The following is a 24,680-nucleotide window of genomic DNA, read 5'->3' as shown; positions in this document are numbered from 1 at the left end:
CCGGTCAGGGAAAGCTGTACCCTGAATTTCGCCTGAGGAGCATGTAATGAATATGGATACCGAACTGTCTGCCACCCCGGCCCCGTCCGGAGAGGCGGCTCCGCTGCCGGCGGTAACCCTGTTTAACCTTGAGCATTTTGAGTGGCGGGTCCACACGGCGCAGACGGAGCTGGCCTGTCGTGAACTGATGTTTCTGCTGGAAGAGCTGGACCGACACTATGGCCAGTGGGGAGAGCGGTTCACGGCTTTTGCGCCCGGCCAGACGGCGTACGGGCTGAACCGTCATCTGTGCACCCGGCTTGCAGGGGCGATAACGACCCTGTTTTCCCGTCCGGGGTTCAGCATCAGCGACACGGGCTATGTGCGGCTGATGAACCTGCACCGCTGGCTGGCGCTGATTTTTGCGGTGAGCAGCTACCGCCATGCCGACCACATCATCCGTAACCTGAATGCAGCCGGCGGCGGAGTGGTTGACCCGCTGACGCTGAACGCCGGGAACCTGCGGCTGTTCTGCCTGTGTTATTTCCCGGACTCGGAAATCGCCCTGCAGCCGGACGTGCTGTGGCAGTACGACCGTGAGACGGTGGTCCGGCTGTTCTGTGCGCTGATTAGCGGGCGCGCCCTGCCGACGCCGGCGGCCCACGGAAAGCGCGAGCAGTTACTGGCCTGGCTGCCGGACAGGCTGACGGAGCTGGATTCGCTGTCCTTTCTGCCGGTGGCTGTGCTCCATGATATGTACATGCACTGCTCGTATGCGGATTTACCGGAAAAGCACGCCATCAAACGCAGCATCAATGCGCTGGTCAGGCGGACGCTGGAGCAGGAAGGGCTGACGGACCGGAGCGCGGAGACGGCGGAGGAAAACGGGAAGCCGGTGATGATGGTGGTGCTGGAGCATTTCACACGCCAGCACAGCGTGTACCGGACGCATTCTGTGGCGTTCAGGGCGCTGCGGTCCCGGTTTACGGTACATGGCGTGGCACTGGAGGGCTCAGTGGATGAGGAGACGGCACAGGTGTTTGATGTGTGCCACCGCGTCCCGGCCGGTGATGCGGTCCCGGCAACCCGCAGACTGGCAGAAACACTGAAGCCGGCGGTGGTTTTTTATGCCGGGGTGGGGATGTTCCCGTACACCATCTTCCTGAGCAATTTGAGGCTGGCGCCGCTTCAGCTGGTCGGCCTGGGGCACGGAGCCTCAACGTTCTGCCCGGCCCTGGACGGTTTTGTGGTGGAGGAGGATTTTGTTGGCGCGGAGGCGTGCTTCAGCGAACGGGTGTATGCGGTACCGGCGGACAGCATGCCGTTTGTTCCGCCGTCACAGACGCAGCGGGTGTTGCCGGTGCGCCGGTCGTTTGAAGAAAGACGCCTGCTGGCAGAGCCGTTTGCGCTGCCGGTTCGTATAGCGGTCTGCGCGTCCATCATGAAAATCAACCCGGGTTTTCTGCAGACGCTGGCGGAGATACAGCGCCGCAGCCGGGTCCCGGTACAGTTCTGCTTTTACATGGGGTTTGCACAGGGGCTGACGCTGGACTACCTGCGTGAGGTCATTCTGTCCGTGTTGCCTGATGCGGAAGTGAATGCCCATATGGCCGTTCAGGATTACCAGCAGGCACTGAACAGCTGTGAGCTGTTTGCGAATCCGTTCCCGTACGGAAACATGAACGGGGTGGTGGATGTGGTACGGCAGGGGCTGCCGGGTGTTTGTCTGTCAGGCCCGGAGGTGCACACGCATATTGATGAAGGGCTGTTCCGCCGCCTGGGGCTGCCGGATGAACTGATTGCTGACGACCGGGAGGCGTATATCCGGGCGGTGTTGAAGCTGGCGGAAAATACCGGCTGGCGGGAGTCACTGCAGGTACAACTGCGGGACAACGACCCGGAGCAGGTGCTGTTCCGCGGGCATCCTGAAAAGTTTGCTGAGGTGGTGTGGCAGGCGTGGATGGCGCGGCAGGTGCCGCCGGAAAAACCGGCAGGCCGGGGTAAAGCCGGTAAGGGGGGGACCCGTAAGGAAAAGGAGGCACCATGAAGGAGCAGAATGTGATGGCGGGGACACGTTCACCGGGGCGGCGTTACCGGGCGGAGGACTATGACGACGAGGGGAACCTGAAGGCCTCATTATGGATGTGGCCCGGGGTGGCATGGCTGCTGCTGCCGTGGTGGCTGACGGCGGCCGGGGTGATGTCAGGCAGCACGCCGCTGATGGCGGAGGTGCTGTACCCGACGACGGCGGATGCGGTGTTAAGCCTGGTCACGGCGCTGCCGGTGGTGGCGCTGTGTGCGGTGTACCCGCTTCGGGGGAGGATACCCCGGGCGTCGCTGCTGACATACGGGGCGGTGTTTACGGGGCAGGTGATTGAGCTGTTGCGGACCGGGAGCGTCCTGCTGCGTGAGACGGGATGGGGGCATGACGGGACTGACCTGCTGCTGAGCTGTCTGTGCGTGGATTTTGCGGTCCTGCTGGGCATGTTGCTGTCGCCGCGGTTATGGACAGTGTTTGGCTGGCGGCGGTGAGGAGGGCGTTATGGAGAAGTCGGTGTTTTACCGGGAAGTGGCGCACCGTACAGAGTGTCTGCAGATGAGTGTGTCCCGGATGGCCGTGGCGCGGTGGTGTGACAGCCCGGAGCACCGGGAGGCGCTGTGGCAGATATGCCGTGACACGGCGGCGTTTATGGTACCGCCGGCAGAAGACGGGGAACCGGCCTGGAGAAAGGCGCTTTGGGCGCGGTTGCAGGAGACGTCTCCGGATGCACTCCGTCAGTTGCTGGCGCTTTCAGGTGGGGCGGTGCTGCGTAACCAGCTGGCCCGGGGAGAGGTGTATGCCGGCGCCGTGCTGCACAGCCTGCTGAAATCGTGGCTGTCGCAGTACGGCCGGGGAAAGGAGAGGATGCGCCAGGCAGCTCAGGGCGTGACGTCAGTACGGGGATACGGGGGAGGGACGGGATGACGGGCAGGGAGAACAGAAGGGGGCGGAGCCGGCGCCGCGAACCGCAGCAGAGCAATCACGACGTGTGCGTGGTGCCGGAGGAAGTGTCGGCGCATGAGGGGAAGCCGCTGTATGTTCTGGTGGCGCTGTGGTGCCTGAAGCGGGGGGGATGGGTGAACCGGGGGCAGATAGCAGATGCCTTCGGTATCAGTGAGCGGAGCGCGACGTTCCAGCTGACCTACCTGTCGAGAAAAAAAGAGCAGATATGCTGCGAGCTGAGAAAAGTGAAGCGCGCGGGGGTACCGGTGGAGAGTTATGAGGTCAGGGTGACGGAGGTGAGTCCGGAAGCGGGCGTACGGAAAGTGTCGGAGAAGCAGCGGGAGGCGGTGAAAACCATTCAGCGCGGTCGGGTGGGGAATGCTGACGGGGACGTCAGGGAGCTGACGAGGAATATCTGGAACAGTCTGCAACGGGGGAGAAAGGCATGAGCCGGGAGACAGTGCCGTCGGTGGTGATTCTGGGGGAGGACTGGACGCTGACGGCGGCGGTCCGGGGACTGATATCAGAGCGGTGGCCCGGGGTGGTCACGGCGGAGGCCGGTTCGCCGGCCGGGCTGTCAGCCTGGCTGGAGCGGTATCCGGCGGCGGGGGTGCTGTTGTGCCTGCGTCCGCATGAGAGCCTGCCGTGGCTGGACAGCCTGAGCCCGCTGCTGTGGGACCGGGCTGTCAGGGTTGTCTCGCCGACGGTCTGGTACAGCGACAGGATGGTACTGGGCTATCTGGGATACCGTCGCGCGGTGAGTACGGATACGCTGACCGGGTGGCTGCCGGGAAGGCAGGGCGCCGGGAGGTGCAAAGGGGGGCATCCGCTGTCGGGTTTTATGGATGAGGTGGTGCGTGGCGCGGAGAAGCGCCGGGGGGGACAGGAACTGCCGGTGCCAGGGCGGATGAGCCGGACACGGACGGCGTGTCTGGTCAGGGAGGTACAGAAGGAGTCGCTGAGGATGCTGCCGGCGCAGGTGACGGCACGGCAGTGGTTTATTTTATGCCGTCTGACAGACGGGATGAAGGGGGGGCAGGTGGCGGCGTTGACGGGGCTGCAGGAAAAGACGGTAAGCCTGTACAGGCGGCATGTGCTGTGTGCGCTGGGTATGGAGGAGGTGAAAAGCGGGATGCCGCTCTACCGTGGCGTGATGGTACGGGAGTCTCTGCAGCGTTATCCGTCAGGAGCCGGATTAACGGAAAACAGATACGGTCAGCCGGGGAGAGAAGAGCGAATGGCAGATAAAGAGGGAGAGGTATGACAGAGTTGATGAAGGGTGATATTACCGTGCAGGGCAGACAGCGGGTATTTTACTGGCGGGATATCCGGTCAGACCGTGCTGTTATCCGGCAGAACTTTATTGACCGGGAGTATGCGACAGGAATGTTTATACGGGATGCGGATATCACGGCACGGTACCGTTCGATTCTGGAGGCCGGACTGACGCCGGTGATAGTGGACTGCGGGGCGAATATCGGAACGTCAGTGCTGCATTTTCTGGAGGCATATCCCCGGGCGCATGTGGTGGCGATTGAGCCGGCACCGGATAACTTTGCCCTGCTGTCCCGCAATACAGAAGGTCTGAATGTAACCCTGATAAATAAGGGGGTCTCCTCCTGCGCAGGAGAAATGACACTGGTTGATACGGGAGAGCCTTTTGCATACCGTCTGACAGACAGACAGACAGACAGACAGACAGACAGACAGGATACCGGTTATTGCAATGAGTGACATTCTCAGCGCCTTTGAGCCGGCATCGTTGTTTATCCTGAAAGTGGATATTGAAGGCGGAGAGAAAGATTTATTTTCGGGAGATGTGTGCTGGTTTGATGATTTTTATCTGTGCATTATTGAGTTACATGACTGGCTGTATCCGGGAGAAGGAACATCAGGACCGTTTCTGAGGTTGTGCGGGCAGAGAGACCGGGATTTCATTTACCGGGGCGAGAACATTTTTTCGGTAAGTAACCGTCGGGAATGGTGAGCGGTGCCGGTCCGGATATGAAATCAGTACTGGCATAAGCGACCGTTCATACAGAGTCGCCGGTCATGTCCGTACTGGATGAGAGTGAAGGGGGGATATGCCTGCGTTACGGAGAGCACGGAAAACGGTCCTGGAGCGTAACACAGCGGTATGGGTATGGCAGCAGGAAAGACCGGTGAGTATCGCTGAAATTGCCGGGCAGTTTTTTATTCCTCTTTATGTGGCAAGGAAGGTGGTACATAACCTGATGCGGAGTGCAGATGGTCTGCGCTGCAGGCTGGAAACAGTCCGGGGAATTAACAGTGCCGGGCACCGGGGACTGGTAAAATATTTTTCGGTGCAGCACGTTCCGGAAGAGTACCTGCCGGGTGGAAGGATGAAAACGGCAGAAAGGGGATTACAGAATGATGCAGGATTTTTTCCTCCGGAACAGCAGATGCCGGAGGAGTGAAAAAATAAGTCAGAACTGACGTCGGGCGTGATCACAATGTTTATCTGCAGTCTGACATTAGCATGCACTCGGGGACTGAAAAGACAGCCTCCTGTTCTGTCCTTAAAACCAGTTACACTGTAATACGCTGCAATATAACCGGTTATATTATTTTTCTGTAAAACAGGAGCTTCCCCCGGAGCATTTACCACAACAGTGGTGTTTAGTTTTCCGGTAAAAAATACTGGTTGAGTATTGATTTAAATATTTTCATTTTTGATATCACGGCCTTTTTTCAGTACAGTCCTTTCCATTCGTGACGACTGTTATTTTTATGGCGGGAGCCGTTCGCAGAAGGTTCTGCAGGACGGTAATTTTGTTTTGGCATAGATAACAGGTTAATTTCTGCTCTCTCTGCCCTGACTGATACCTGATGCCCCTCATCTGCTGCCGACGTCTCCGGACGATTCAGAGTGATGAAGCGGATTCGCCGTTGTTCCCGTGTGGTCGTTTTAAGGGTATTCAGTGCAGTTTCCCACAGTGCCATTTCCCGGGCGTTGATATCCGTATCGTACTCGTCCAGTAGTGCCATGGCTGCCTGCCGGCCTGCGATCCGTTGCTGAAAAGTATCCACGATAATATGTGGTTCCGTGCGGCTTTTTCTCCTTTTACGGGAAGGTTTTGCTGTCAGTACGCCAATGATAGCGCTGACATTTTCCGGTGAAGGAATACGGCGTTGTACCGTGCGGGGAACCAGACGGCGAAGCTGCTCGAGACGTGGCGCATCCACGCTGATATAGCGGTTAATAACGACAGGATCACTGCTACAGCTTTTCTCCTCATCAGGAATATAGAATGATGCAGAGGGGACCGATTCTCCCTGAAAAATGGAAAAGAACTCGCCGGGATGCAGCTTTATCAGTTCCTGGACGTTTACCTTACTTTCCATCAGGATACTTATCTGTGAGCTGTCAATCCAGGCCTCTCCAAACACGCCGTCCTGACGTTGCAGGCTGTTCATTCTGGCCCGCGCTTCTTCTCCTGCCGCATTTTTCAGCGTCCTTGCCGTTTTGTCGTCGCTGACGACCCTGCCGGCAAATTTCGTCCCTGTGTTCTGCATCAGTGTTGCCGTACTGGTGGCTGATGTTTGTCCCTCGATACGCTCCTGATCCTGTGCCATCAGAATGAGTGCGAAGTCCAGGGAGCGGACTTGGGTAGCTTCAACTGCAATACGGTCAGTGTAATAAGCGCCAACTTCGTCCAGGAAGCACAGGTACGGGAAACGTCCTTTGTATTTTTTCACCTCCAGTGCCTGAGAGTCAGAACCTTCGAGACGGTATCCCAGGTCACGGGCCAGGATCATACTTTGCTGGGTAACGAACATGCGTCCAAGGGCTGATGTGGTATGTGCAGACGTATCCAGGGCAGGGATCATCACCATCAGAATCCGGTCACTGTGTATGCTGTCACGAATGTCAATATCACCGGAGTCCTCTGCAAAGATATCGCCAAAAGCCTCGGTGAATGTGCTGAAAGTTTCAGAAAACTGGCCAGAAAGATAAGCATGCTGCTTCCTGGGTTCTTCCGTCCAGGCAGATGGTGTCCGGACCAGTGACATATCAAAGCCGGGGACGTCCTGCAGGTAGTTACGTAACGGCGCGATTGCCTCTTCCGGCCACTGGTCGTCGATACCCCGGCAATAGAGTTTTGCCATCCCTTCAAGAGACATATGTTCCCGCAGCATCTGCAGGGACATCGTTCTGCCTTCACGTACACACCAGAACTTGGTTCCGAACACAAGTGCCTTATTCATGGCGATTGCCCTGGACTGCCATTCTCCGCCCTGTACGTTCTGCGGCAGCATGGACTGCATTGTTTCAGCAGTGAATGCTTCGGTGCTGTAGCAGAAGGGGTTCCAGGTATTGGACTGGGGGCGGGATTTATCGCCGCTCAGAATGATTTCGCTGCGTGATTTACCCCCGTTCATGAAGTTGATGACCTCAACATCATCTTCACGGCCAAAACGTCTGGACAGATACCAGATTGTTCTTGCTGTATCATTTTGAGCCTTACCGTCAACGAGCGTAAAGCCTCTTCCCCAACAAAGAGGGTTGATGATCCATGAAAAGATAGTTTCTGTTTTACCGCCGCCTGTAGCGGCAAAAAACATGACGTGGCGGGTAAGATCGTCAATGTTCAGCCATAATTCTCTGCCGATATCCCGGATTCGCTGGTAGCCCACATAGAATATCCCGTTGGCCGGAAACTCTTTGATGGTTTCGTACTGGAACAGGGTTGGCCAGAACTCAAATAGACTTCGCTTGATCATCCTGTCCTGAGAGGGATCTGCGCACCTGAGCGTCATGGGCATACGAAGGGGACAGCGCCACCGTTGCAGGCTGAATATCAGAACAGTTATCAGCGTGAACAGCAGGCAGGCCGGTAATGCAAGCGGCCAGATAAAGCTGACTACCAGGCTTCCTGCAAGACACATTCCATATATGTTGAGGTTCTGAAGCGCGTTCCAGAGCGGGTTTCCCCATGCTGTGCGATGTATGAGGTCAGGATTAACGCGATGTTCACTCATGGCCAGACTCGCTGTCAGTGGTTTTCAGGAATAACTTTACAGTGCCGGACTCCTGAAGAAGTCCTGTCGGCAGGTGCCAGCCTGTATCGGACAGCACCCATGGTGTGCCGGCAAAGCCAAACTGGCGGAAAGCCAGATTGTTGACGTCGATGGCTGCCCTGGCGGCTTTCAGGCATGTTTCATCAGGGATTGCTTCGGTACTTCCCGGTAACATCATGCCGGCATCCGCCGAATACAGATGGTGCCATCCTTCTGCGCGCTTCTGCGGGTCCTTTTCACACAGCAACGGTGCCATGTGGGAGGCTGATTTATCGCCTCCTATGACAGATACCGGATAGACCACCACATTAAAGTCGGCAGAGAGTCGTTTCAGTGCCGGCTCCAGTGCCCGGCAGTTCGGACAGCGGGGATCGAGAAAGGCATACAGTGTCCTTTCATGACCTGACGATAAGTTGACAGTGAACATTCCCCGGTCGGCATTACGTTTCAGCACCGTAGCCAGATTTTGTCGGGCTTTCGTGGCCTCCGGCGTCTCTTTTTTTGTTGCCTCTGGCTGTAAAACCGTTTTTCCGGACTTGTTATTTACTCGTGGAATGCTCTCCAGAGTAACCGGCAGCGGCCTGCTTGACGCAGAAACAGACGCCTGAATATCATCATCCACGGGATTCTGTGCCGGTAGCACCTGGCTGGTTGCAGAAGCCGGCGGTTGATTAAACGGAACAGGGACTCTTGTCAGGAAAACACAGGACGCGATGAGGGCTCCAAGGGCCAGGCTGACAGCACAGTAAGCAATACCGCGTAGTTTTTTCTTACGACGTCTGGTGTCGTTTACAAGGCAGTCCGCGACAGCGCCGAGAATATCACTGACATTGTGGCCTGAACACGCGAACAGGGATGTCTCTGTATCCCGATACGAATATTCCGGAGATACCAGCAAAAGTTTTTCCTTGTCAGAAACCATACTGACGCCATCCTTAATTTGCAGGATGGCCAGAACTTCCTGACGTCCATCTTCATGATGCGCATATACGATGATATTTTTAGCTGTACGGGTTGCACTGTAACGGGGTGTCATAGTCAGTCTCCGGGGAATTAAAATTCGTTATCTGTTGCAGGTGTACGGGGCAGTATGTCGTCGGTGAGGGACCAGTTGGTCAGGATACGGCGTCTTCTGTCGCGGTCGGGCTGTGGCTCATCCCAGATAAGGCCGAGACCGAGCATGTCCCGTCGCAGACCTTCCACTGCCTCATCAACGCAGGGCTCAGGGCAGGGAAGACCAAAACGCATGGCTTCATTTTCTGAACGGGCAACCGCCACCACACCGGCACCCTCAATAAAACCTTTCGTGGTATTGGCGCGGTGTAATGCGTAAAACAACGTCCGATCCACACCTTTCAGCCACAGCCAGTTGGGCGGCGTAAGCCGCAGATCATGTGCGTAAAGCCAGACCAGACCGCTCCGGACGTAGCGATGTTGTTTCAGCCACTTTTGTGCGCCCTCGCTTTTGATCACTTTGCTGAATGCTGTTCTGGCCAGCGAATAAACGGGAGTACTGAATCTTCCGTTATCCCGTTTGCTTTTGAGACGGCAGGAGCGGTTGAGGGCATCCATGAGACTTAATGCCGCTTTGCGGTCATCCAGAAAATACTGAAGTCCAAATATGGCAAAGAGGGCTTTTTCGTGTGGTGCCATGTCCCTCCATGACGTCAGAGGGTGACCCAGTTGTGCCATGAAACATTGTCTTGTCGCCGCAACATTGAGCTGCATACTGGTGATTAAGCTATGTTGTTCGACAAAAGCTTCTGGTGTAAGCGCGACTCTCCGTTCAGGTCGCTTTCCACCGTGGAGGAGCTTTCGGGGATCACCATCAGTCATAACCGGAGTAATCGCCGGGGACAGGGGGGCAAAGATATGCGGTAATCTGGTGATATCGACAGGCCTGCGGGTGAAACGGCTTTGTCCCGGATGCTGATACCATTCCCACAGTGACCATGCTGTTAACGGAAGCAGAAAGATCCACAGAATACTGATGGTCTGATCCATAACATTAAGCCACTGACTGAAACTGATGTTGGTGGCGTTGTTACCTGTTATGGCCAAAAGGTTGTATCGGGGTGCTGCGTATTCGTGAAATGGTCCCCAGTCAATAAATCCCCATAAGGTGTGGAGTATCAGGCAGGTGGCGTATACCACCTCGGGTAAAAACAACCATACAACAACAAGGAAAAGGATAAACAGGGCTCCAACAGCCCCCCAGACTTGCAAGGGGTCTTCCCCTATGGGCTGACGAACGTAAGACACAGTAAAGCCTCCATTACTGGAATTTAAATCAAACGGGAAAGTTAAGATTTGTTTTTTGATCAGGCTGATAAAGCATCAGCAAAAACAGATGTTGAGTCTGTGTGACGATTCTGTGTTTTTTCTGGATGGTAAGGGATTCGCTTTGCGGGCTCCGGCTCCAGCAGGGAGACACAGTGCTTGTGGCAACGTTAGCCTACGAAGTTAAACGTTAACGGGCAACACGGCGGCAGGTTCTCTGCCGCCGATTTGTTGCGAAGGCTGACCTCATTGCGCCTTTTCTTCTTCTCTGAAGCCGATTAGCTCCAGCCGAATGCCTTTGTATTAGACGCCAACTAGTTTTGTACGGATGTAAATCTGATTTTTTGTATAGAATTTGTTACCTTCCGGAGGAACCATGCAAACTACAATCCGCAAACCTGTGCGTAATAAACAAATAAATATACGGGCTACTGATGAGGAGCGTGCTGCCAATGAAATCCATGATGTTGTTTGGGTAAATTCTGGTATATAACATCGTGCCTTTTATGAATAACTATTATATATCGAAGTTAAACAAGAAGGCATAATGCTGAAGCTCCGGCGTGTATTAGGAATGCTTGTCTCTGTTAATTCGGTTTTACCGAAAAGATAACTCGGTATAATTTTATTTAAACTGGAAATTTATCTTTTCCATAAAGAACACCATTAAGAATAATACCAATTTATTTAAAATATCTTGATCTCCCAATTGAAGGATGAATAATAACGAGCCCTGCCAGGGCAGGGCATAAATAACTAACGAGAAACAGGTAGGAACAATGAAAAAGACCGCTCCGGGTAAGATCATTTTTATCGTCGGCACCGCTTTGCTGCTTGGTGGCTGTAGTGGCATGGCTATGCCAACTTATGCCACCTACGGTACGCCGGTTGACATCATCGCGCCGGCGGGAAGCTATAGCGAGTGGCACACGGACAGCAGCAACCGCACCACAGGAGAAAGTCACAGCCTGTCACAGGGAAACTGTACCCAAAGTGAAGATAGCCAGCTCAGCAAAAATGGTCTCACACGGACACATCAAAGTAACTGTAACACCCGTAGTCAAACCCACAGCCGCAGTACCAGCAAAATCCGCTCCAGCAGCGTTGGTTTCAGCGTAGGGGGACCTGTTGGCGCCAGCCTGGGGTTGATCAAGCAGATGGAGTCGATGAACCGTGCGCCTGCCAACGATATGAATAGCAATGAGATGTTCAAAAAGTTCGGTTTCTAAGCACGTAACGTTATCTGGTACCGTTGTGGTGTCCAGCCCGCCGGCTTTCTGTAACAACCCGCAATTCGCGTAAAATTTAGCTCACAATAACTGCAAATGGATTTGCATTTATCCTGCCCGGCTCGCAAAAAAACTTTCTGGACTCACGCTAAGTGAAAACGAAATTTGTTCCAGTACACATGCTATCCATCTGAATTGGGTTTTCCTAAAACAGACAGGGTAATAAGACATTAGCGCCGTCTCATAAGGGGGTAAATCCGTTTGGCTGATGGCGACATTGCATTATTTAAACAGTAGGCGGCAGGTTAAATCTTTCTGTTAAACAAACAGCCGGTTCAGATAAACCGGCTGATGGGTGATTGTTCATGGAGGCTGATTGATTGTATCAAAATACTTCTGCAACGGGTATGCCAGCCACCTTCTCCCACTCTTTACGCTTTTCCTGAATCATCCGGGGGAAGTCTACCGGGTAATCATAACTTCTTTCGGCCATAGCATGCATAGTGTTCGCAGCGCTGCTGGGTGAAGTACACCATGACGTTACAGGTATCATAGGCATGTTCACATACTTTGTGTATATCTTCAGTTCCTTGTCTTCAGTGACTGTTCGGGTGAAGTTATGTATATCAAGGCCAATGACATCCATGATATTGTTTGGATAAATCCTGATATATAATATAGTGCCCTTTCTGATATCAATGCCGAAATATGTGCTATTGATTAATGAAAGCCCCTCAAAGCCTTTTTCCGGGGAAAAATAACCAGTATCTTTTATTTTTTGTACAACATAATGGATAGTGTTTTTTTTCCTTTTGGCTTTAGTGTATAGCCATAGACAAGGAGCAATTAACAGAAATAGACAAACGTAAGTGTAAATGTAATCTGCTTGCGTGACATATTTAGATGAAGTGATTGATAACATACCAAAGATAATAAAAAGTAACAAAAATGGTATGCCTAAACAAAAATATGCAATCCTGAGTAGGTAATATAATGGCCACCATCCCGGAAATCTGTCTTTTGTTTTTACCATTTGCATAATAAACCCTCCATAAACACCCATTAACAGTTTAATGTTTTTGAGTGTTTATGGCAAGGTTATTTTTGAATATTTATCCTTTTATTCCATCTTTGCTATTATCTCCCTGAGTGACATTTTTTAGCCTGTCCTCTTTAACTCCAGGGGTATGCCTAATATTCCTGTTGGAACCTGCAAAAATATCTTTCACGGATGATGTAAGGTTTCCAAGAGTATTTGCACCATCCCGCCCCCCCAGAAAATTGATTACATGGTCAGGAAGGTATGCCTGTAACGCAAATATAGCTGCAACAATTGTTGTGCAAATCCGTGCGTAAATTAGTAAAAAACCAGCAAGACTAAATACGCCCGTAAAGGAGTTTACTTGAACATTAACTAGGGCTGCGCCAAATAAGGCATTTAATATAGTCCCTGACGCAACAACTGCTACTGATGCAAAGAAAAACCCAAACACCATTAATGGTGGCCTTATCATGCTATCAATCAGGTAAATATAACCATAGGCAGCACGACTTCCTCTGTCTTGAGATGTGCCGAGGTGAGTAGCCCCCCAAAGAGGTCCTGCGGTACATCCGATTAATACGCTGATAATCCAGTTACCTATTCCGGTCATCCAGAAAATAAAAGGTATAAAGGGCAGATAGATTGATAACGAAAAACCCGCACAAAACAACAGGAACAACAGGAAATATACTGGAGGTGCTGAAGCATCCAGTAGGGCCACTAACCCTTTTGGTAACCCAGTGAAAAAATTAGCGGCTTTACCGAAAACTGAGTTATCCCCCATTGTTGCGAGAACTCTGACTGTTGTATATCCGGCCCAGAGAACCTCTGTTGTTCCTAGGGTATAATCACCGATATTCTTCATCTTAATTAATGGATTAACCTGGTCGCTGGTTGTTCCTGTTCCTGACCATTCAGTAGCAACTTGGTTCGTCCATTTTAATATAGTAGGCGCAATACTTTTCATTATTACGCTCTGAGGATCAATGCTATTGGCAGCATTACTTTCATTTTGAGTGGTTATAGTTCCTATTGTTGGAGTAAATGTGGAGTTTTGTAACTGTGCCCGGTACCCTCCCATCACTGCAGCAAAAAAATCAGTATCACCAACTTCACCAATCGATGACATTGAGGTTACTGCTGGCGCCCTGTCGGCCAGTTCGGCAAGGCGCTGATTGGCTGTCGCAAACGTCTGGTACCAGGCACCTAAAGCCACCCACCCGTAAGTGGTCAGATATGATTTCAGAGCCTCCTTCCTGGATTGTTCGTTGTTATCTGCAGGCAGGGCTTTTTGTACTGCCCGCTCGTAATCGTCAGCTGCCCGCTGTATGCGGGTTTCGATATCGGGCAACGTACCGTTTCCGGTGTTGCGTTTTTCCAGGAAAGTCGTCACAAACTCGTTAGCGGTACTGTCCATGTCACGAATCATGTTATCCATGGCTGTACGTTGAGCAGCGATAACGCTGTTATATTCGGTACTGCTGAAGGGGTTGAAAAACTTACTGATGGATGACTGATTAGTTGTACCGTTGCCTTCAACAGACAGGCTGGCAGTACCACAAATGCCACTGCCATTGGATACCGTAACGGTGTAATTTCCACCGACCGTTTTACTTGATTCGGTCATAAGCGAAGTGGAGGACCTGGCCGTTTGGTTAAAGTCATTCAGCCCGGAATTAATGGCATACTTACACAATTCCATTTCAAAGATGCCGCGTGCGGCGGTGCGTGTTGAGACCTGGACTGGTTGCACGGTCATAGAGTAACCGTTTGCAATATTATCTGCGGCCAGCTGCACCATGATATTGGCGGAACCAACACCCATAATTGATGCACCCCACAGCATGATAAGCTGGGCGAGACTCCAGCCATTTCCTGTAGGTACGATCATCAGAAATCCACTGACGACACTGAGAGTGCCAACGATGTCACGTCCTGTATCAAAGACCTGGCCCTGATGTCCGGATCTGACAACATGCCGTATGCCGATGAAAGCAAACCAGACTACGGCAAGTACGGAAATAATGCCGTTAAATACACCGAACATATTGCCGATCAGGGTAGGACTGCTGGTCGATAGGGGGTTCGTGACCACATCACCAAATATTGTGACCAGCGCCTGACGCGACAGATCGTCAGAGTTAGTGGCTGCGGACACAATATCCTGATAGGTCACTGAAGCCATTGCCGGGACTGCAGATACGGCGAGGCCTGCACTGAGTGCGCGAAGTATAATTTTCACAGTAACTCCGGAATAGGATAAGAAGCATGGGCAGCTCGACGCCCTGCATGGGATTTAATTCGAAGGGATACGGTGGCCAGCCAGAACCAGTCTGCTTGTCAGTATTTTTTACTGGTAATTGCCAGCCATGAAGCGTTGCACCATCCATTTCGATCATTCAGAAAGTCCAGGAAAGTCCCTTTTTCTGCCTCACTGACTTTACGCTCATGCAACTGCCACAGACGGTATGAGGTGATGAGTGCTTTTGAAGCGCAAAGCGCTGCGCCTGTAATTATCAGTACGATCGTTGTGATTAACCGTAGTAGTGTAATTAAGGGGAGCGTTGAAGCTGCAAACGCCATACCGCACAAGAAAACGGCAGGAATCAGTAATAACCAGAAAAGCGCCCGCCAGAATAATCTGCGCCGACGGAAACAGCGATTCAGTTCAGTAACTGGCAGACCGCTTGTCTGTACAGCTTCTTCCCAGCTCAGGTTACTGAAGGTCTCCTCGTGTGTTCTCCGGATTAATTCTTTAATCCGCCGTATTTGCTGACTCAACATGTGGCGACATGAGCGAGCAATCCAGCGGGTTTCAATTACCGGAACGAAAATATTAACCACGCCACGCGTAGCCAGGCGTGCTATAGACGGTGATTTTTTTACAGTTGCTTCTTGTTCTGTATCGCCGGGTAATTTACTCATTTCTGATGCCTTTCCGGGTTTTGAAGTGAAAGAAAATAAACTGTCCGAATCGCAGAATCAGGCAAAGCAGGGAAAGCACCATCCAGTTTCGTAATCCTGCCATATCGTGTAGGGTGAGTATCAATACAAACAGGAAGAGGCCGGCGATTGTAGCCGGCATCCTGATACCGATGATCCATAACTCATGCATGATGTGTTTTGCGTTCTGCAGGGACGTTGTGTGGTTTTTAATTTTTGCTGTCATCTGGCATTTCCCTGGTTAACGGACATTTCCAGACTACTCAGCCGCTGTTCATAATACTGGCGCGCCGTAAGTGCCAGTTGCTGACCGGCGATCACATTCCCCTGGCGAATCTGCTCTTTCAAATCGTTCAGCTGCCAGTTGATTTGAGATGTGGTTCGTACCAGTTCGCGTAACAGGTTATCCCCCTGCATTTCCTGCAGGTCAGTAAGGTACGCGGTATTTGCGTAGCGGCGACCAGCTTCAAAGGATTCAAACTCCCTGGTGCTCATATATCCCCGCGATTTTGCTTCCTTTGATGCTATCTGGTCGAAATAAGCTGCCGCAGAATCTGACTGAAGGGTTTCTGCCAGCGCTTTCCGGGTTGCCTCATTCGGTGCGCTGTCAGCAATCAGCGACAGTTGGGGGTTCGATGCCGCATCTATGATGCCGTTATATTCATTCTGGAGACCAACGTAAGTGCGGCCGCTTTGGGTATTTACTTCTCCTTTCCCCAACGCCCGGCCAGCTGACGGTCGGGCAGTATTTTTCATGTAAGCAGTGGCAGCGTCGATCTGCTTCTGATCCCATGTAAGGGCTGCCGGCGTGTCTGCCGTTCCTGCCCCGTAATAGACCGAGCGAACCTGGCTGTCGCCACCGGGGAGTTCGCCAACAGAAGGACAAACCGCAGTACCACCAAAACGGGCATATTCTGCTTCAGTGCAGTAACCGGCGTGTATGGATGCACCGTCATAAGCTTCGCGCGCAGGGGAGGCAGCAGCAACAGCCAGGCGCTCTCGAATGTTACGATTACTGATACCGCCGCCCTTACTTAGCTTTGACGCCGTGGACATGGAGGCGTTTTTACTCTCTGTTGCTATCCCGGATGCAGATTCACTGCAGATAGAGTCCGGTACGGAATAGCTTTGTCTGGCGTCCTCAAGACGCTGTGTTTCATTACCAAATATCATCTGTTGGCGGGTTGCCTGTCCATCCTGCGCTATAACCGTTGCGAGCTTTTCAGAGTTCTGATTTATGGCGGTTCCTGTGGCTGTCTGCATGGCCAGTATTTCCCCCAGAACTCCCTGAATAGCAGCCATTTCTGGCAAAATTTGTGTGGTTACCGGGCGACTTTCCACTACTGTGACCGTGTAGGCCTGTGCCTGAATTGTGGCGCCGCTTATGGCTGCGATAAGCGCGGCAAGTAAATGTTTTCTGTGCATCTTGTTTTCTCCTGTCCTGGATCGATAACAAAATCAGGAATGATGTCGTAGTTTCCTTCCGGAGGAAGGGGGGCGAGAGGGAAACACTGGAACCGTCGGGTGATGTAGCCCCTCCTGTTTCTGGTATCGATAACGCTGAATGAGCGACGTCTGACCCGTCTCAGGGTTGACGGATCGGTATCCATTACGGGCCAGTCTCCGGCGCTCAGAGCCGGGGCACCAGGTATGGCTGGCCATAGCCAGGTGTTATCAGACATCAGTGGGGCCAGTGGGGACGGTAGTATCCACTGAATGACATGCAGAGCGTCAAACTCGGGAATATCCGGGATAGTGACCTGCCAGATGGCCGTTGTGATCAGACGTTCTGTTTTCCCGGGCAGAACAAGGCGGATTCCGGATGCCTTTTCCTGCGCCTGCGCTCTTGCATCAGTGGCATACATCACCCTGGGACTGGGGGCTGGATTTAACCTGAAGTGCCGGGATGGCAGGGAGAATGAAAAGCTGTCACCATCCACTTTGAGCTTTTTCAGGAATATCTGTCCTCTTGCTGGTCGACGGCAGCGGGGCGTGATATGGATTGTACACATCAGAGGTTGTATCCCTGTTGTCTGATGAGCTCAGTGGCCAGTTCTTCAATGACGTTGTCACTGTTATGTTGTTCTGCCCTGTGCTCAATGTACGATGTTGCCGAGCCTTGTCGGAAGTTCTCAGCCAGTATTTTGCGTGCGCGAACAGAGCCTAACGTTTTGGTCAGTATTTTGCGTAATGCACTGTCTTTCAGTGAGGAATTCAGCGCCCATAACTCATGAGGACCGACGGTAAATTTCAGTATGCGCGCGAGCGTACCGCCTTTAACCCTGAATACTCCCAGTACAGGAACACCGCTGCCATCTGGCGCAGGCCCCTCCGGCATTTTCAGGAAGCGCCTGAGCATGAATTCAGGCACGTTGAAGTTATCCTTCAGAAACGGAATGTCCTCCGGCCGGTAACGCAATAGCCAGAGTGTGTTCGCTGATTTGAGAATACTTTCCGGGTAATCTTTAAGATATTGCGTACTTAATACAGTACGGATACCAAATTTACGTTGTTCACGTTCCTGTGTATCCAGACCATCCCAGATGAAGTCAATACCTCTCGCATTATGCAGTTCATCATAAACTTTAGTTTTAACTTCCTGATCAAGCTGGTTAATACGTTTAAGCGCGATGTCATGGTATGTTCGTGGGAGATTTTTCAGCACCTCATCTTTATATTGCGGTAGGGTAAAATCACCGCCGGCAATCTGTCCTGCAAGCAGATACATAATGCCGGTTTTCAGTCTGCCTGCCGGTGTCTTGTCACCTGCAACATTGTTCAGATCGACAGCGACAATCCTTGTTTCCGGATTCAGCATAAATCGGGTATGCCCGGACATCATGGGGTAGTCGTTATGCCCTTGATCAAGAGAACGTCGGATATAATCCAGAAGAGGTTCAGAGGAGCCATTACGCTGAACAGCCGCAAAAATATCTCTTATACCTGGATTGCCCAGCAAGGCGGACATTTCTGACAACTGGGGCATAGCCTGATAATGTGCCCTCTGGGCTGCTGCAATAAAACCGGCATTGTGCAGCATATCGCGGACTTCAAACCAGGTGGCAGTTGCCCACCATTCAGTATCATATTTTTCAGACAGACCAGAGTCCTGAAGTGCTGTGTCCACCAGTTCCTCGGTTGCGGCGCGATATAATCTGGGATTATTTTCACCATATTCCTTAAAGGCCAGATCAATTAACTGGCTGATGATCTGTCGGGTATCTCCGGGGTTACAGGGTTGTCCTGTGCTGGTATCGATGCAGAGGGCGCACAGAACAGAAGACATGAAGTTCTTTTCTGGTGTAATGGGCTTTTTAGCCCCGTACATTACATCAAACAGGTTTCTGGTGTATTCCGGATCGTTACTCAGGATGATACCAACGGCTTCGTCCTTTCTTTCCTCGGGCAGGCTGTCGCGAATAAGCTGAACGAGCCCCTGAGCGCTGTATCCCTTATCAATATACGCAATGAAGGGCAGGTTTTTCTGCGCGGACGATACCTGTATTTCTGACAAGGTATTGATGAGGACTGATTTACCCAGACCGGGATCACCCGGCGCCAGTTCTGTATGTTTGTTTTGTTGGGATGATGCCAGACCCACTTCAAACGCGGCACCATCTTCTGTATGCAGCATCAGGTTTCCTTTTCCACGCCAGACCGTACCTGCCCGGTTCAGGGGGAAAAGTGAGAGCGCATGTGATAAAGGAGGATACAGTGGAACGGAACCAGAACCTGCTGATGCACCAAGAATGGTATTTACCCAGGCACGCCGGGGATCGCCAAACGTAGTCGTGGTACCGCATACGCCCCAGCCCTCTATGGCTGATTTGAGGATAGCCTGGTTTCGTGCGCAGAGTTCACGTGTTTTGCCCCATGTGGAAGCAACGATGGTCATAATACAGACGGGGTCTTTTTCGTCTGTTGCGGACAGGGCCATCACGGAGTCGTACATCGGGCGAACGGCACTGATAAAACTACTGTAAGTCAGAATAGTTTTCTTCAGTCCAAGGGCTTTCATCCCTCCGGGCATCAGATCCATCCGGATACGCCAGGGGACGGCGCGGGGGACAGCATGGACCAGTTTGTTAAAAGTTTGCAGATTTTGCGGTGCAAGCGTGACAGCGACCATTCCGTGCCAGAGTCCGCCTGCGCGTACCAGGTTGCCCATTGTTTCAGGCTGGGTACTGAATAACTGCAGATGTAATGAAGGGGCGTGGAGTATGGAGTCATCATCTCCCCAGCGATATCCTGCTGGTTGTGCGTCTTCGGGCAGATGTGGTTGCCAGTTACGTGGTGTGCTGTCCCGCTCTGTTTCCCTACGTATTTCCTGTCCGACTTCGTGTATATCCATCAGCCTGAGAAGCAGGCCATCAGATGAATGTCTCAGAGCCTGCTCCACGTTATCCAGAAAGGCATCATGGCGGATTTTCAGGGCCGATAATGTCCATTGCCATGGTGACTGGGCAAATCTGGATTTCGGAACACGTTCTGCCAACTTCCTGATATGTTCATCATGGGCGGAGCGATCGCCGTTACTGACAAGGTCTGGTGCGCTCCAGATAGCCAGCCAACAACGTTCCCTGACAAGCCAGGGGGAAAGCGTTGCTATTTTCTCATCCAGTACATCCTGTAACTGAATACCGGTGTTGGCAAGTGAACGCTTCTGGGGGGCGATCATATCAACAATCTCGTCCTTTCCGCGTTCAGGATCACGCTCAAAAACAAAACTGATTTTATGACCACTGTTTTTATATGCCGTATTGAGGCTGTCACTCAGGTTGGCAATCAGCCATTCCAGTGTGCCACTTTCTGTCTGGCCAGGATCTTCATCCATTTCCCTGAAGGCGCCGCTGACTTCAAAGACGGAAAGATATTCACCACGCTTTGTAACAGCAATATAGGGAGCCTCAAGCCATGGGCGTCGTTCATGATCCTGTTTATCCAGACCGATTACGGTGCGTAAATCACAATAGTCCACAAAACTGGTCGCGACGGAAAAACGGGATAACGTGTTTATGCAGTCTTCTATCGTGAAGATGAGTCGGTTAATGTTCATGTGAGTGGGGGGCTCCAGAATTACGGGCGGAGAAAAAAGAGGGCAGAAGTCCGATTTTTTTTAATGCCACATCATGGCGATGTGGCATGAAGAAAAATCAATCAACAAAGGCTTTTTCCGGAAATGAATCCGGTGTCAGAATCAGCGCAATTCCGTTCATTTTTTCCCTGAGTGGGGAACGCCGGGAAGGGGGATAACGGCGAAGAGCATCTGCAAAGTCTGCTGGCCGGAAGCTACGAAATTTATCTTCAACAGCCAGCCTGTTTTGCATAAGTGCGGTCAGTATTTCACGGCCCTGCCGCACACGAGTTTTATCACCACTGAAAATTTCCTGTAATGCCCGGCGGTTCAGGGCAACGACAGTTGAAGGATGGAGATCTGGTAACCAGACTATTACTCCCTGTGCAGCGGCATAACCATTCAGAGCATGCCAGGCATGACAGAATGCACACAGTTCATAGGGGGCGCTGGTTTCATGCAACAGGTTCAGTTCATCTTCCGACAGTTTATCGGTATGGGTGATTTCAGCTTTGGGTACGTGACGAAGAGCAAGCCTTCTGGCAGAGAGTTGTGCCTGCTCCAGCGACCGTTCCGCTGCTATCAGTGCAGTCAGGTATTTCTCTTTTTCATCTTTTGTGACGGGTTCTCCGCGTTTCAGTAAACGCTCCAGATTTTCTGTTGTTTTGTGCAACCGGGCAGTCACATCGAGGATGTTGTCGGAAAGCTGTCTTAGAGGCCAGGATTCATCCAGCCGGAAGCGGTGTTTGACGGTCTGACGGCAGCAGGTACAGCGTCCTGGTGTTGTTAACTCCGGGGCCTGTAACAGTGGTTCCTGGGTATGTACCACGTCGGGGACCGGAAACGGGAATAACCATAAGTCCTTAATGTTTTGTGGCATGGGGTATCTCCGCGCTGCAGTAGCGCTTAACAGCCTCCATAATGACTGAAGCTATTTCACGGGAGTAACACTCTGCAAAGACAAACTCCTGATTGTCCCGATTGTCTCGGGCAATAACGTTACCGTTTTCAGTTCGCAATAATGTGAAATTATCCAGATTCTTGGTATGCATACGTTGCTCCGGGGGGAACTGGGATTCGGATGAAAAGGCACCAGTGGTTTACCGGTGCCTTTAGAAGATTAATTTATCGTGGTCGGAGATATACCCAACTGGCGCTGTGAACGGTTCATCACTTCAGGGACGACAGCAAGTATCGCTCCAATGATGACGGACACTATGCAGCCAGCGAGACCAAGTCCATTCTGCTTACCCACTTTTTTGAATCCAAGCAGGCCACCAATGAACATCACAACACCGATAAGCTGAGCAATGTTCAGGGTGGAACCTGTGGCGCCTTTTGCTCCATCCCCCACATTTCTGATCATGTCAACAAGATCACCATCAGCCATAACAGTACGGGGTAACAGCATTGCAGGAAGAAGCAGTAACAGACTGATAATTTTGTCGCGGCAGTTCATCAGAAAGATTTGTACGTAAATAAAAGCGGTGCAGACACGCGCCATCATGACACGAAGACGTGACATAGGTATCTCCTAGATAGATTGATTAAAAGGAATTAATAAAACTCAGAAGGCAAGGCCAATACTGGCCAGGAGGGCATCAAGAACACGATCAATAAAAACCAACAGAACACCGGCGATAAACTTAACGTTTCCTTTGCTGATGGTTTCGCTGGCGCTCAGTGATGTATGTCCGTCAAGTCCGGCTTTACGCCAGATTGAAATGCCACTCATTACGAATCCAACGCCAGCCAGCTTTGCCAGTGACAATACAGCGTTAGCCGCACCGGCAGCGGCACCAAATGACTGAGGTTGAACGTAAGCGATAGGGCCGAAAGAATCGGCATGAAACCCCATCTGAATCCCGCCAGCATTAATAATGGACGGGAGTGAGACCAGCATGGCGCAGGTAAAAAGCCCTCCAACAAATTTGCCAGGAGTCATCCGGGTAGGACCGTCAACCCGGGATCTGGCCAGATGTGCAATTAAACCAATAACCCCCAGAAACTCACCCCATGTGAACAAAAAATCCATTCCGGCACTGAAGATGCCATTGGCAAAGTGTTCTATCGCGGTCAGGGCATCTGTATTCATCAGCGTAATGTCCCGCCGGAGGTGATAATGGTTCGGGAGTCGGGGTCAATTCGTGTGATGATGATTTTCCCAAGTTTGTCACCTTCGCGTACAGCCCATGTACTTCCCTGCCAGCGAATCCATGCCATGCCGTTTTCCATGGACATAATTTTCATTCCCGCAACCGGAGAAGGTGCTTTTTTTACAGGGGAATGTGAAACGCTGGTCGTTTCTGCCGTGGTTTTCTGGTTTATCACGCCGTTCAGCCGGGTACGGATCTCATCCAGCTGATGCCGCGTTTCCTGCGCATAATCTTCGTCTTTTTTTATAGCCTCACTGAGTTTGTTTATACTGTCCCGGAGCATATTCAGCGTTCCCTGGATTTTTTCGTCACGATCATCCAGTTCCGTTTTCAGATCCCGGGCAAGCTGATTCATATCACTGGCAGAAGCCGATGGTTGCGGGAGGTCTGTTTCCATGACAGGGGAAGTGGAAGAAGCAGGGGACTGCCACGTCTGCATGTTGTTATTCATATCATTAAACGGCGGGTCTGACTGCTGACCGGTTGTCGGCGTATTCAGAAACAAATACCAGATAGCAGCCAGAAGAAGAATTGCACAGAACCCCCACATTGTCGGGCTTATTCCCCATATCGGACGTTTCCAGACGGGAAGCCGTACCTCATCTGTTTCGCCGAAGCTGCCTGTTTCATCATGCTCTGTTTCAGATCTCATTGTGGAATCTCCAGTGGTTCATCATAACGGCGCTGCATTTCTGCTCTTCTGCGTTCTATTGCTGCTTCCAGCCTGTGCCGGGTTTGTTGCTCTGCTTCCGCCAGTGTGGCAGGACGTGTGTCTGGCTGAAGGGAAGGAGTACCCGTTGCATCAGCCTGGATGCTGTTACTCATGACCGGATCAACAAACAAAACTGAAACCACTTCGTGTTGTGACACTGTCACCTGTTTATAAGGTTCACTTTCTGCCTGACGGGTCAGGATTTGACTTCCTTTCTCGGCCATACCACCGGCGATGACGCCGGTAACCGCTTTACCGTCCGGCATCCCAACACGGCCAGTGACACTGCCATAATTTCCCTGAATAACCTGTGTGTTGGCATCCTTGTAAAGTGTACCTACTCCCCCCAGTCCCCCCAGAATTGACGGCAAAACAATATGTTTAAACCAGCGATTGTTTACACTGGTGGCAACAGATGACATCAGGTTATCCTCCCGCTGTGCATACGCATTGATCTTCAGATTCATGCCATTCCAGCTCATTCGGTTGAAATGGATCTCAACACCATCTCCAGCCAGTTTTACGCCCGGACTGTACAGTACGGCGCCAGCCCACTGGCCGGACGGAATGGAGGCAATAACCTTGGATGACGGATTATCAGAATCCACGGCTGTGATGATATAGGCAGGTACGCGGGTTAACGCCGGTATCAGCTGTATGCCCTGGTCAGCAACAGACCTTGATCGGCTGGCATTCTGTAAGTCGAATCGTTGTCTGCCACTTTGTTCCGCCGTTTCTGCAGGTGGTCTGTTCCACATTGCCGCTGCTGTGGTAGGGGCATTACCGGCGGATTGCTGCGCATTTATTCTGGCAATCAGTTTCTGTAGTCGCTCAACACGTTTTTCTCCGGCAGCGCGATCTTCCGGTGCAGGTCTGTCTGGCGGTTGTTGTCTGTTTTTTTCAGGTTCGTGCGCAGGTGGCTGATGTTTTTCTGATGTGTCCGGTACATCAAGCCCCTGCGGAAGGCTGGCAATGAAAGTCTGATTATTACGGATTGCAGCTGCAGCGCCACGTTCATTATCAGCCTGTAATAATTCACGATAATGTGGTGTTTCTGTCACATGACGTCCACCGCCGTTCATTGTGCTGTTAATGTTCACGGCAGACTGCACGTCGCTGTCACTCTGCGTTAACCAGGACAGGGCAAAATAGCCACCGCCAAACAAAACGATGGCACCCAGTCCCGACAGGGCAAAGAGTTTCTTGCCGGATTTACCGGCATCCTGTTCAGCACTCATG

24 protein-coding genes and 1 pseudogene are annotated in these 24,680 nt (G+C 51.8%); 10 read left to right on the top strand and 15 right to left on the bottom strand.

What is annotated here, in order from left to right; genetic code table 11:
- The first annotated feature begins 46 nt into the window (after positions 1-46).
- From AC3G3F_RS20125 to AC3G3F_RS20090, 8 genes are all read left to right on the top strand, one after another.
- Complete coding sequence (locus AC3G3F_RS20125) at positions 47-2,026, top strand: cobalt ABC transporter permease (RefSeq protein ID WP_249263367.1); 1,980 nt, start codon at positions 47-49, stop codon at positions 2,024-2,026.
- Complete coding sequence (locus tag AC3G3F_RS20120) at positions 2,023-2,511, top strand: DUF2919 family protein (protein ID WP_079898370.1); 489 nt, start codon at positions 2,023-2,025, stop codon at positions 2,509-2,511. Before AC3G3F_RS20125 ends, AC3G3F_RS20120 begins: the two co-directional genes overlap by 4 nt.
- Before the next feature lie 10 nt (positions 2,512-2,521).
- A complete protein-coding gene (locus AC3G3F_RS20115) occupies positions 2,522-2,944 on the top strand; it encodes a hypothetical protein (RefSeq protein ID WP_079898369.1) in 423 nt (140 codons plus the stop codon).
- The gene (locus AC3G3F_RS20110; protein ID WP_023180523.1) at positions 2,941-3,411 is read left to right on the top strand and encodes a CaiF/GrlA family transcriptional regulator; all 471 of its coding nucleotides are present in this window, start codon (positions 2,941-2,943) and stop codon (positions 3,409-3,411) included. Before AC3G3F_RS20115 ends, AC3G3F_RS20110 begins: the two co-directional genes overlap by 4 nt.
- Positions 3,408-4,226, top strand: coding sequence for a transcriptional activator SprB (locus AC3G3F_RS20105; protein WP_023180524.1), 819 nt, complete (start codon positions 3,408-3,410; stop codon positions 4,224-4,226). Before AC3G3F_RS20110 ends, AC3G3F_RS20105 begins: the two co-directional genes overlap by 4 nt.
- A complete protein-coding gene (locus AC3G3F_RS20100) occupies positions 4,223-4,696 on the top strand; it encodes an FkbM family methyltransferase (RefSeq protein ID WP_488395630.1) in 474 nt (157 codons plus the stop codon). The genes AC3G3F_RS20105 and AC3G3F_RS20100 overlap by 4 nt, the downstream gene beginning before the upstream one ends.
- A complete protein-coding gene (locus AC3G3F_RS20095) occupies positions 4,689-4,949 on the top strand; it encodes a class I SAM-dependent methyltransferase (RefSeq protein WP_058112069.1) in 261 nt (86 codons plus the stop codon). Before AC3G3F_RS20100 ends, AC3G3F_RS20095 begins: the two co-directional genes overlap by 8 nt.
- A gap of 175 nt (positions 4,950-5,124) precedes the next feature.
- Positions 5,125-5,400 carry a hypothetical protein gene (locus AC3G3F_RS20090; protein WP_139761969.1) on the top strand — a complete coding sequence of 92 codons (276 nt, stop codon included), beginning with the start codon at positions 5,125-5,127 and terminating at the stop codon, positions 5,398-5,400.
- A 274-nt stretch (positions 5,401-5,674) separates the two neighbouring features.
- On the opposite strand, the gene trbC is transcribed toward AC3G3F_RS20090, so the two are convergent.
- From trbC to trbA, 3 genes are read right to left on the bottom strand one after another with little or no spacing between them, the layout of a single operon-like run.
- On the bottom strand, positions 5,675-7,966 hold the full coding sequence (gene trbC, locus AC3G3F_RS20085; protein WP_077945904.1) for an F-type conjugative transfer protein TrbC: 2,292 nt from the start codon (positions 7,964-7,966) through the stop codon (positions 5,675-5,677).
- On the bottom strand, positions 7,959-9,041 hold the full coding sequence (locus tag AC3G3F_RS20080; RefSeq protein WP_023180528.1) for a DsbC family protein: 1,083 nt from the start codon (positions 9,039-9,041) through the stop codon (positions 7,959-7,961). Before AC3G3F_RS20080 ends, trbC begins: the two co-directional genes overlap by 8 nt.
- A gap of 17 nt (positions 9,042-9,058) precedes the next feature.
- Positions 9,059-10,267 (bottom strand): IncI1-type conjugal transfer protein TrbA, encoded by a 1,209-nt coding sequence (gene trbA, locus AC3G3F_RS20075; protein ID WP_060629096.1) that lies wholly within the window; start codon positions 10,265-10,267, stop codon positions 9,059-9,061.
- A gap of 95 nt (positions 10,268-10,362) precedes the next feature.
- Between trbA and AC3G3F_RS20070 the strand changes: the two are divergent.
- Positions 10,363-10,479 (top strand): annotated as a pseudogene (locus AC3G3F_RS20070) (Hok/Gef family protein); the annotation flags it as partial.
- Between the two features lie 585 nt (positions 10,480-11,064).
- Complete coding sequence (locus tag AC3G3F_RS20065; RefSeq protein WP_023180530.1) at positions 11,065-11,514, top strand: hypothetical protein; 450 nt, start codon at positions 11,065-11,067, stop codon at positions 11,512-11,514.
- Between the two features lie 385 nt (positions 11,515-11,899).
- Here AC3G3F_RS20065 and excA read toward each other — a convergent pair whose 3' ends face one another.
- From excA to traO, 12 genes are all read right to left on the bottom strand, one after another.
- Positions 11,900-12,547 carry a plasmid IncI1-type surface exclusion protein ExcA gene (excA, locus tag AC3G3F_RS20060; RefSeq protein ID WP_042774173.1) on the bottom strand — a complete coding sequence of 216 codons (648 nt, stop codon included), beginning with the start codon at positions 12,545-12,547 and terminating at the stop codon, positions 11,900-11,902.
- 79 nt (positions 12,548-12,626) lie between these two features.
- A complete protein-coding gene (locus AC3G3F_RS20055) occupies positions 12,627-14,798 on the bottom strand; it encodes a DotA/TraY family protein (RefSeq protein ID WP_023180532.1) in 2,172 nt (723 codons plus the stop codon).
- Between the two features lie 98 nt (positions 14,799-14,896).
- Entirely contained in the window at positions 14,897-15,481 is a 585-nt protein-coding gene (gene traX, locus AC3G3F_RS20050) for a conjugal transfer protein TraX (RefSeq protein ID WP_023180533.1), read from the bottom strand.
- On the bottom strand, positions 15,474-15,725 hold the full coding sequence (locus AC3G3F_RS20045; RefSeq protein ID WP_023180534.1) for a hypothetical protein: 252 nt from the start codon (positions 15,723-15,725) through the stop codon (positions 15,474-15,476). The genes traX and AC3G3F_RS20045 overlap by 8 nt, the downstream gene beginning before the upstream one ends.
- Positions 15,722-16,924: a conjugal transfer protein TraW gene (gene traW / locus AC3G3F_RS20040; protein WP_023180535.1), complete on the bottom strand. Its 1,203-nt coding sequence runs from the start codon at positions 16,922-16,924 to the stop codon at positions 15,722-15,724. Before traW ends, AC3G3F_RS20045 begins: the two co-directional genes overlap by 4 nt.
- Positions 16,882-17,364, bottom strand: coding sequence for a conjugal transfer protein TraV (locus tag AC3G3F_RS20035; RefSeq protein ID WP_272944326.1), 483 nt, complete (start codon positions 17,362-17,364; stop codon positions 16,882-16,884). Before AC3G3F_RS20035 ends, traW begins: the two co-directional genes overlap by 43 nt.
- A 146-nt stretch (positions 17,365-17,510) precedes the next feature.
- The gene (locus AC3G3F_RS20030; protein ID WP_060629097.1) at positions 17,511-20,555 is read right to left on the bottom strand and encodes a conjugal transfer protein; all 3,045 of its coding nucleotides are present in this window, start codon (positions 20,553-20,555) and stop codon (positions 17,511-17,513) included.
- A 97-nt stretch (positions 20,556-20,652) separates the two neighbouring features.
- The gene (locus AC3G3F_RS20025; RefSeq protein WP_023180538.1) at positions 20,653-21,453 is read right to left on the bottom strand and encodes a hypothetical protein; all 801 of its coding nucleotides are present in this window, start codon (positions 21,451-21,453) and stop codon (positions 20,653-20,655) included.
- A gap of 240 nt (positions 21,454-21,693) precedes the next feature.
- Positions 21,694-22,098 carry a DUF6750 family protein gene (locus AC3G3F_RS20020; protein WP_000088876.1) on the bottom strand — a complete coding sequence of 135 codons (405 nt, stop codon included), beginning with the start codon at positions 22,096-22,098 and terminating at the stop codon, positions 21,694-21,696.
- Positions 22,099-22,140: 42 nt separating this feature from the next.
- Positions 22,141-22,668 carry a conjugal transfer protein TraQ gene (traQ, locus tag AC3G3F_RS20015; protein ID WP_001090609.1) on the bottom strand — a complete coding sequence of 176 codons (528 nt, stop codon included), beginning with the start codon at positions 22,666-22,668 and terminating at the stop codon, positions 22,141-22,143.
- Entirely contained in the window at positions 22,668-23,381 is a 714-nt protein-coding gene (traP, locus tag AC3G3F_RS20010; protein WP_023180539.1) for a conjugal transfer protein TraP, read from the bottom strand. The genes traQ and traP overlap by 1 nt, the downstream gene beginning before the upstream one ends.
- Positions 23,378-24,679, bottom strand: a complete 1,302-nt coding sequence (gene traO, locus AC3G3F_RS20005; RefSeq protein WP_001272006.1) for a conjugal transfer protein TraO — start codon at positions 24,677-24,679, stop codon at positions 23,378-23,380. The genes traP and traO overlap by 4 nt, the downstream gene beginning before the upstream one ends.
- Position 24,680 lies beyond the last annotated feature (1 nt).

This window comes from Salmonella sp. FC25216 (assembly GCF_057751355.1).
Note: the sequence above shows the minus strand (reverse complement) of the source record. Positions and strands in the feature narration are given on the sequence as shown.

What these genes read in the sequence shown, in the direction of transcription:
- AC3G3F_RS20025 (WP_023180538.1), bottom strand. Translation starts at nt 21,453, where the DNA reads ATGCCACAAAACATTAAGGACTTATGGTTATTCCCGTTTCCGGTCCCC.
- AC3G3F_RS20095 (WP_058112069.1), top strand. Translation starts at nt 4,689, where the DNA reads ATGAGTGACATTCTCAGCGCCTTTGAGCCGGCATCGTTGTTTATCCTG.
- AC3G3F_RS20125 (WP_249263367.1), top strand. Translation starts at nt 47, where the DNA reads ATGAATATGGATACCGAACTGTCTGCCACCCCGGCCCCGTCCGGAGAG.
- AC3G3F_RS20105 (WP_023180524.1), top strand. Translation starts at nt 3,408, where the DNA reads ATGAGCCGGGAGACAGTGCCGTCGGTGGTGATTCTGGGGGAGGACTGG.
- traO (WP_001272006.1), bottom strand. Translation starts at nt 24,679, where the DNA reads ATGAGTGCTGAACAGGATGCCGGTAAATCCGGCAAGAAACTCTTTGCC.
- excA (WP_042774173.1), bottom strand. Translation starts at nt 12,547, where the DNA reads ATGGTAAAAACAAAAGACAGATTTCCGGGATGGTGGCCATTATATTAC.
- AC3G3F_RS20020 (WP_000088876.1), bottom strand. Translation starts at nt 22,098, where the DNA reads ATGTCACGTCTTCGTGTCATGATGGCGCGTGTCTGCACCGCTTTTATT.
- AC3G3F_RS20115 (WP_079898369.1), top strand. Translation starts at nt 2,522, where the DNA reads ATGGAGAAGTCGGTGTTTTACCGGGAAGTGGCGCACCGTACAGAGTGT.
- AC3G3F_RS20120 (WP_079898370.1), top strand. Translation starts at nt 2,023, where the DNA reads ATGAAGGAGCAGAATGTGATGGCGGGGACACGTTCACCGGGGCGGCGT.
- AC3G3F_RS20045 (WP_023180534.1), bottom strand. Translation starts at nt 15,725, where the DNA reads ATGACAGCAAAAATTAAAAACCACACAACGTCCCTGCAGAACGCAAAA.
- AC3G3F_RS20035 (WP_272944326.1), bottom strand. Translation starts at nt 17,364, where the DNA reads ATGTATGCCACTGATGCAAGAGCGCAGGCGCAGGAAAAGGCATCCGGA.
- AC3G3F_RS20100 (WP_488395630.1), top strand. Translation starts at nt 4,223, where the DNA reads ATGACAGAGTTGATGAAGGGTGATATTACCGTGCAGGGCAGACAGCGG.
- trbC (WP_077945904.1), bottom strand. Translation starts at nt 7,966, where the DNA reads ATGAGTGAACATCGCGTTAATCCTGACCTCATACATCGCACAGCATGG.
- AC3G3F_RS20065 (WP_023180530.1), top strand. Translation starts at nt 11,065, where the DNA reads ATGAAAAAGACCGCTCCGGGTAAGATCATTTTTATCGTCGGCACCGCT.
- traQ (WP_001090609.1), bottom strand. Translation starts at nt 22,668, where the DNA reads ATGAATACAGATGCCCTGACCGCGATAGAACACTTTGCCAATGGCATC.
- traP (WP_023180539.1), bottom strand. Translation starts at nt 23,381, where the DNA reads ATGAGATCTGAAACAGAGCATGATGAAACAGGCAGCTTCGGCGAAACA.
- traX (WP_023180533.1), bottom strand. Translation starts at nt 15,481, where the DNA reads ATGAGTAAATTACCCGGCGATACAGAACAAGAAGCAACTGTAAAAAAA.
- AC3G3F_RS20080 (WP_023180528.1), bottom strand. Translation starts at nt 9,041, where the DNA reads ATGACACCCCGTTACAGTGCAACCCGTACAGCTAAAAATATCATCGTA.
- AC3G3F_RS20110 (WP_023180523.1), top strand. Translation starts at nt 2,941, where the DNA reads ATGACGGGCAGGGAGAACAGAAGGGGGCGGAGCCGGCGCCGCGAACCG.
- traW (WP_023180535.1), bottom strand. Translation starts at nt 16,924, where the DNA reads ATGCACAGAAAACATTTACTTGCCGCGCTTATCGCAGCCATAAGCGGC.
- AC3G3F_RS20030 (WP_060629097.1), bottom strand. Translation starts at nt 20,555, where the DNA reads ATGAACATTAACCGACTCATCTTCACGATAGAAGACTGCATAAACACG.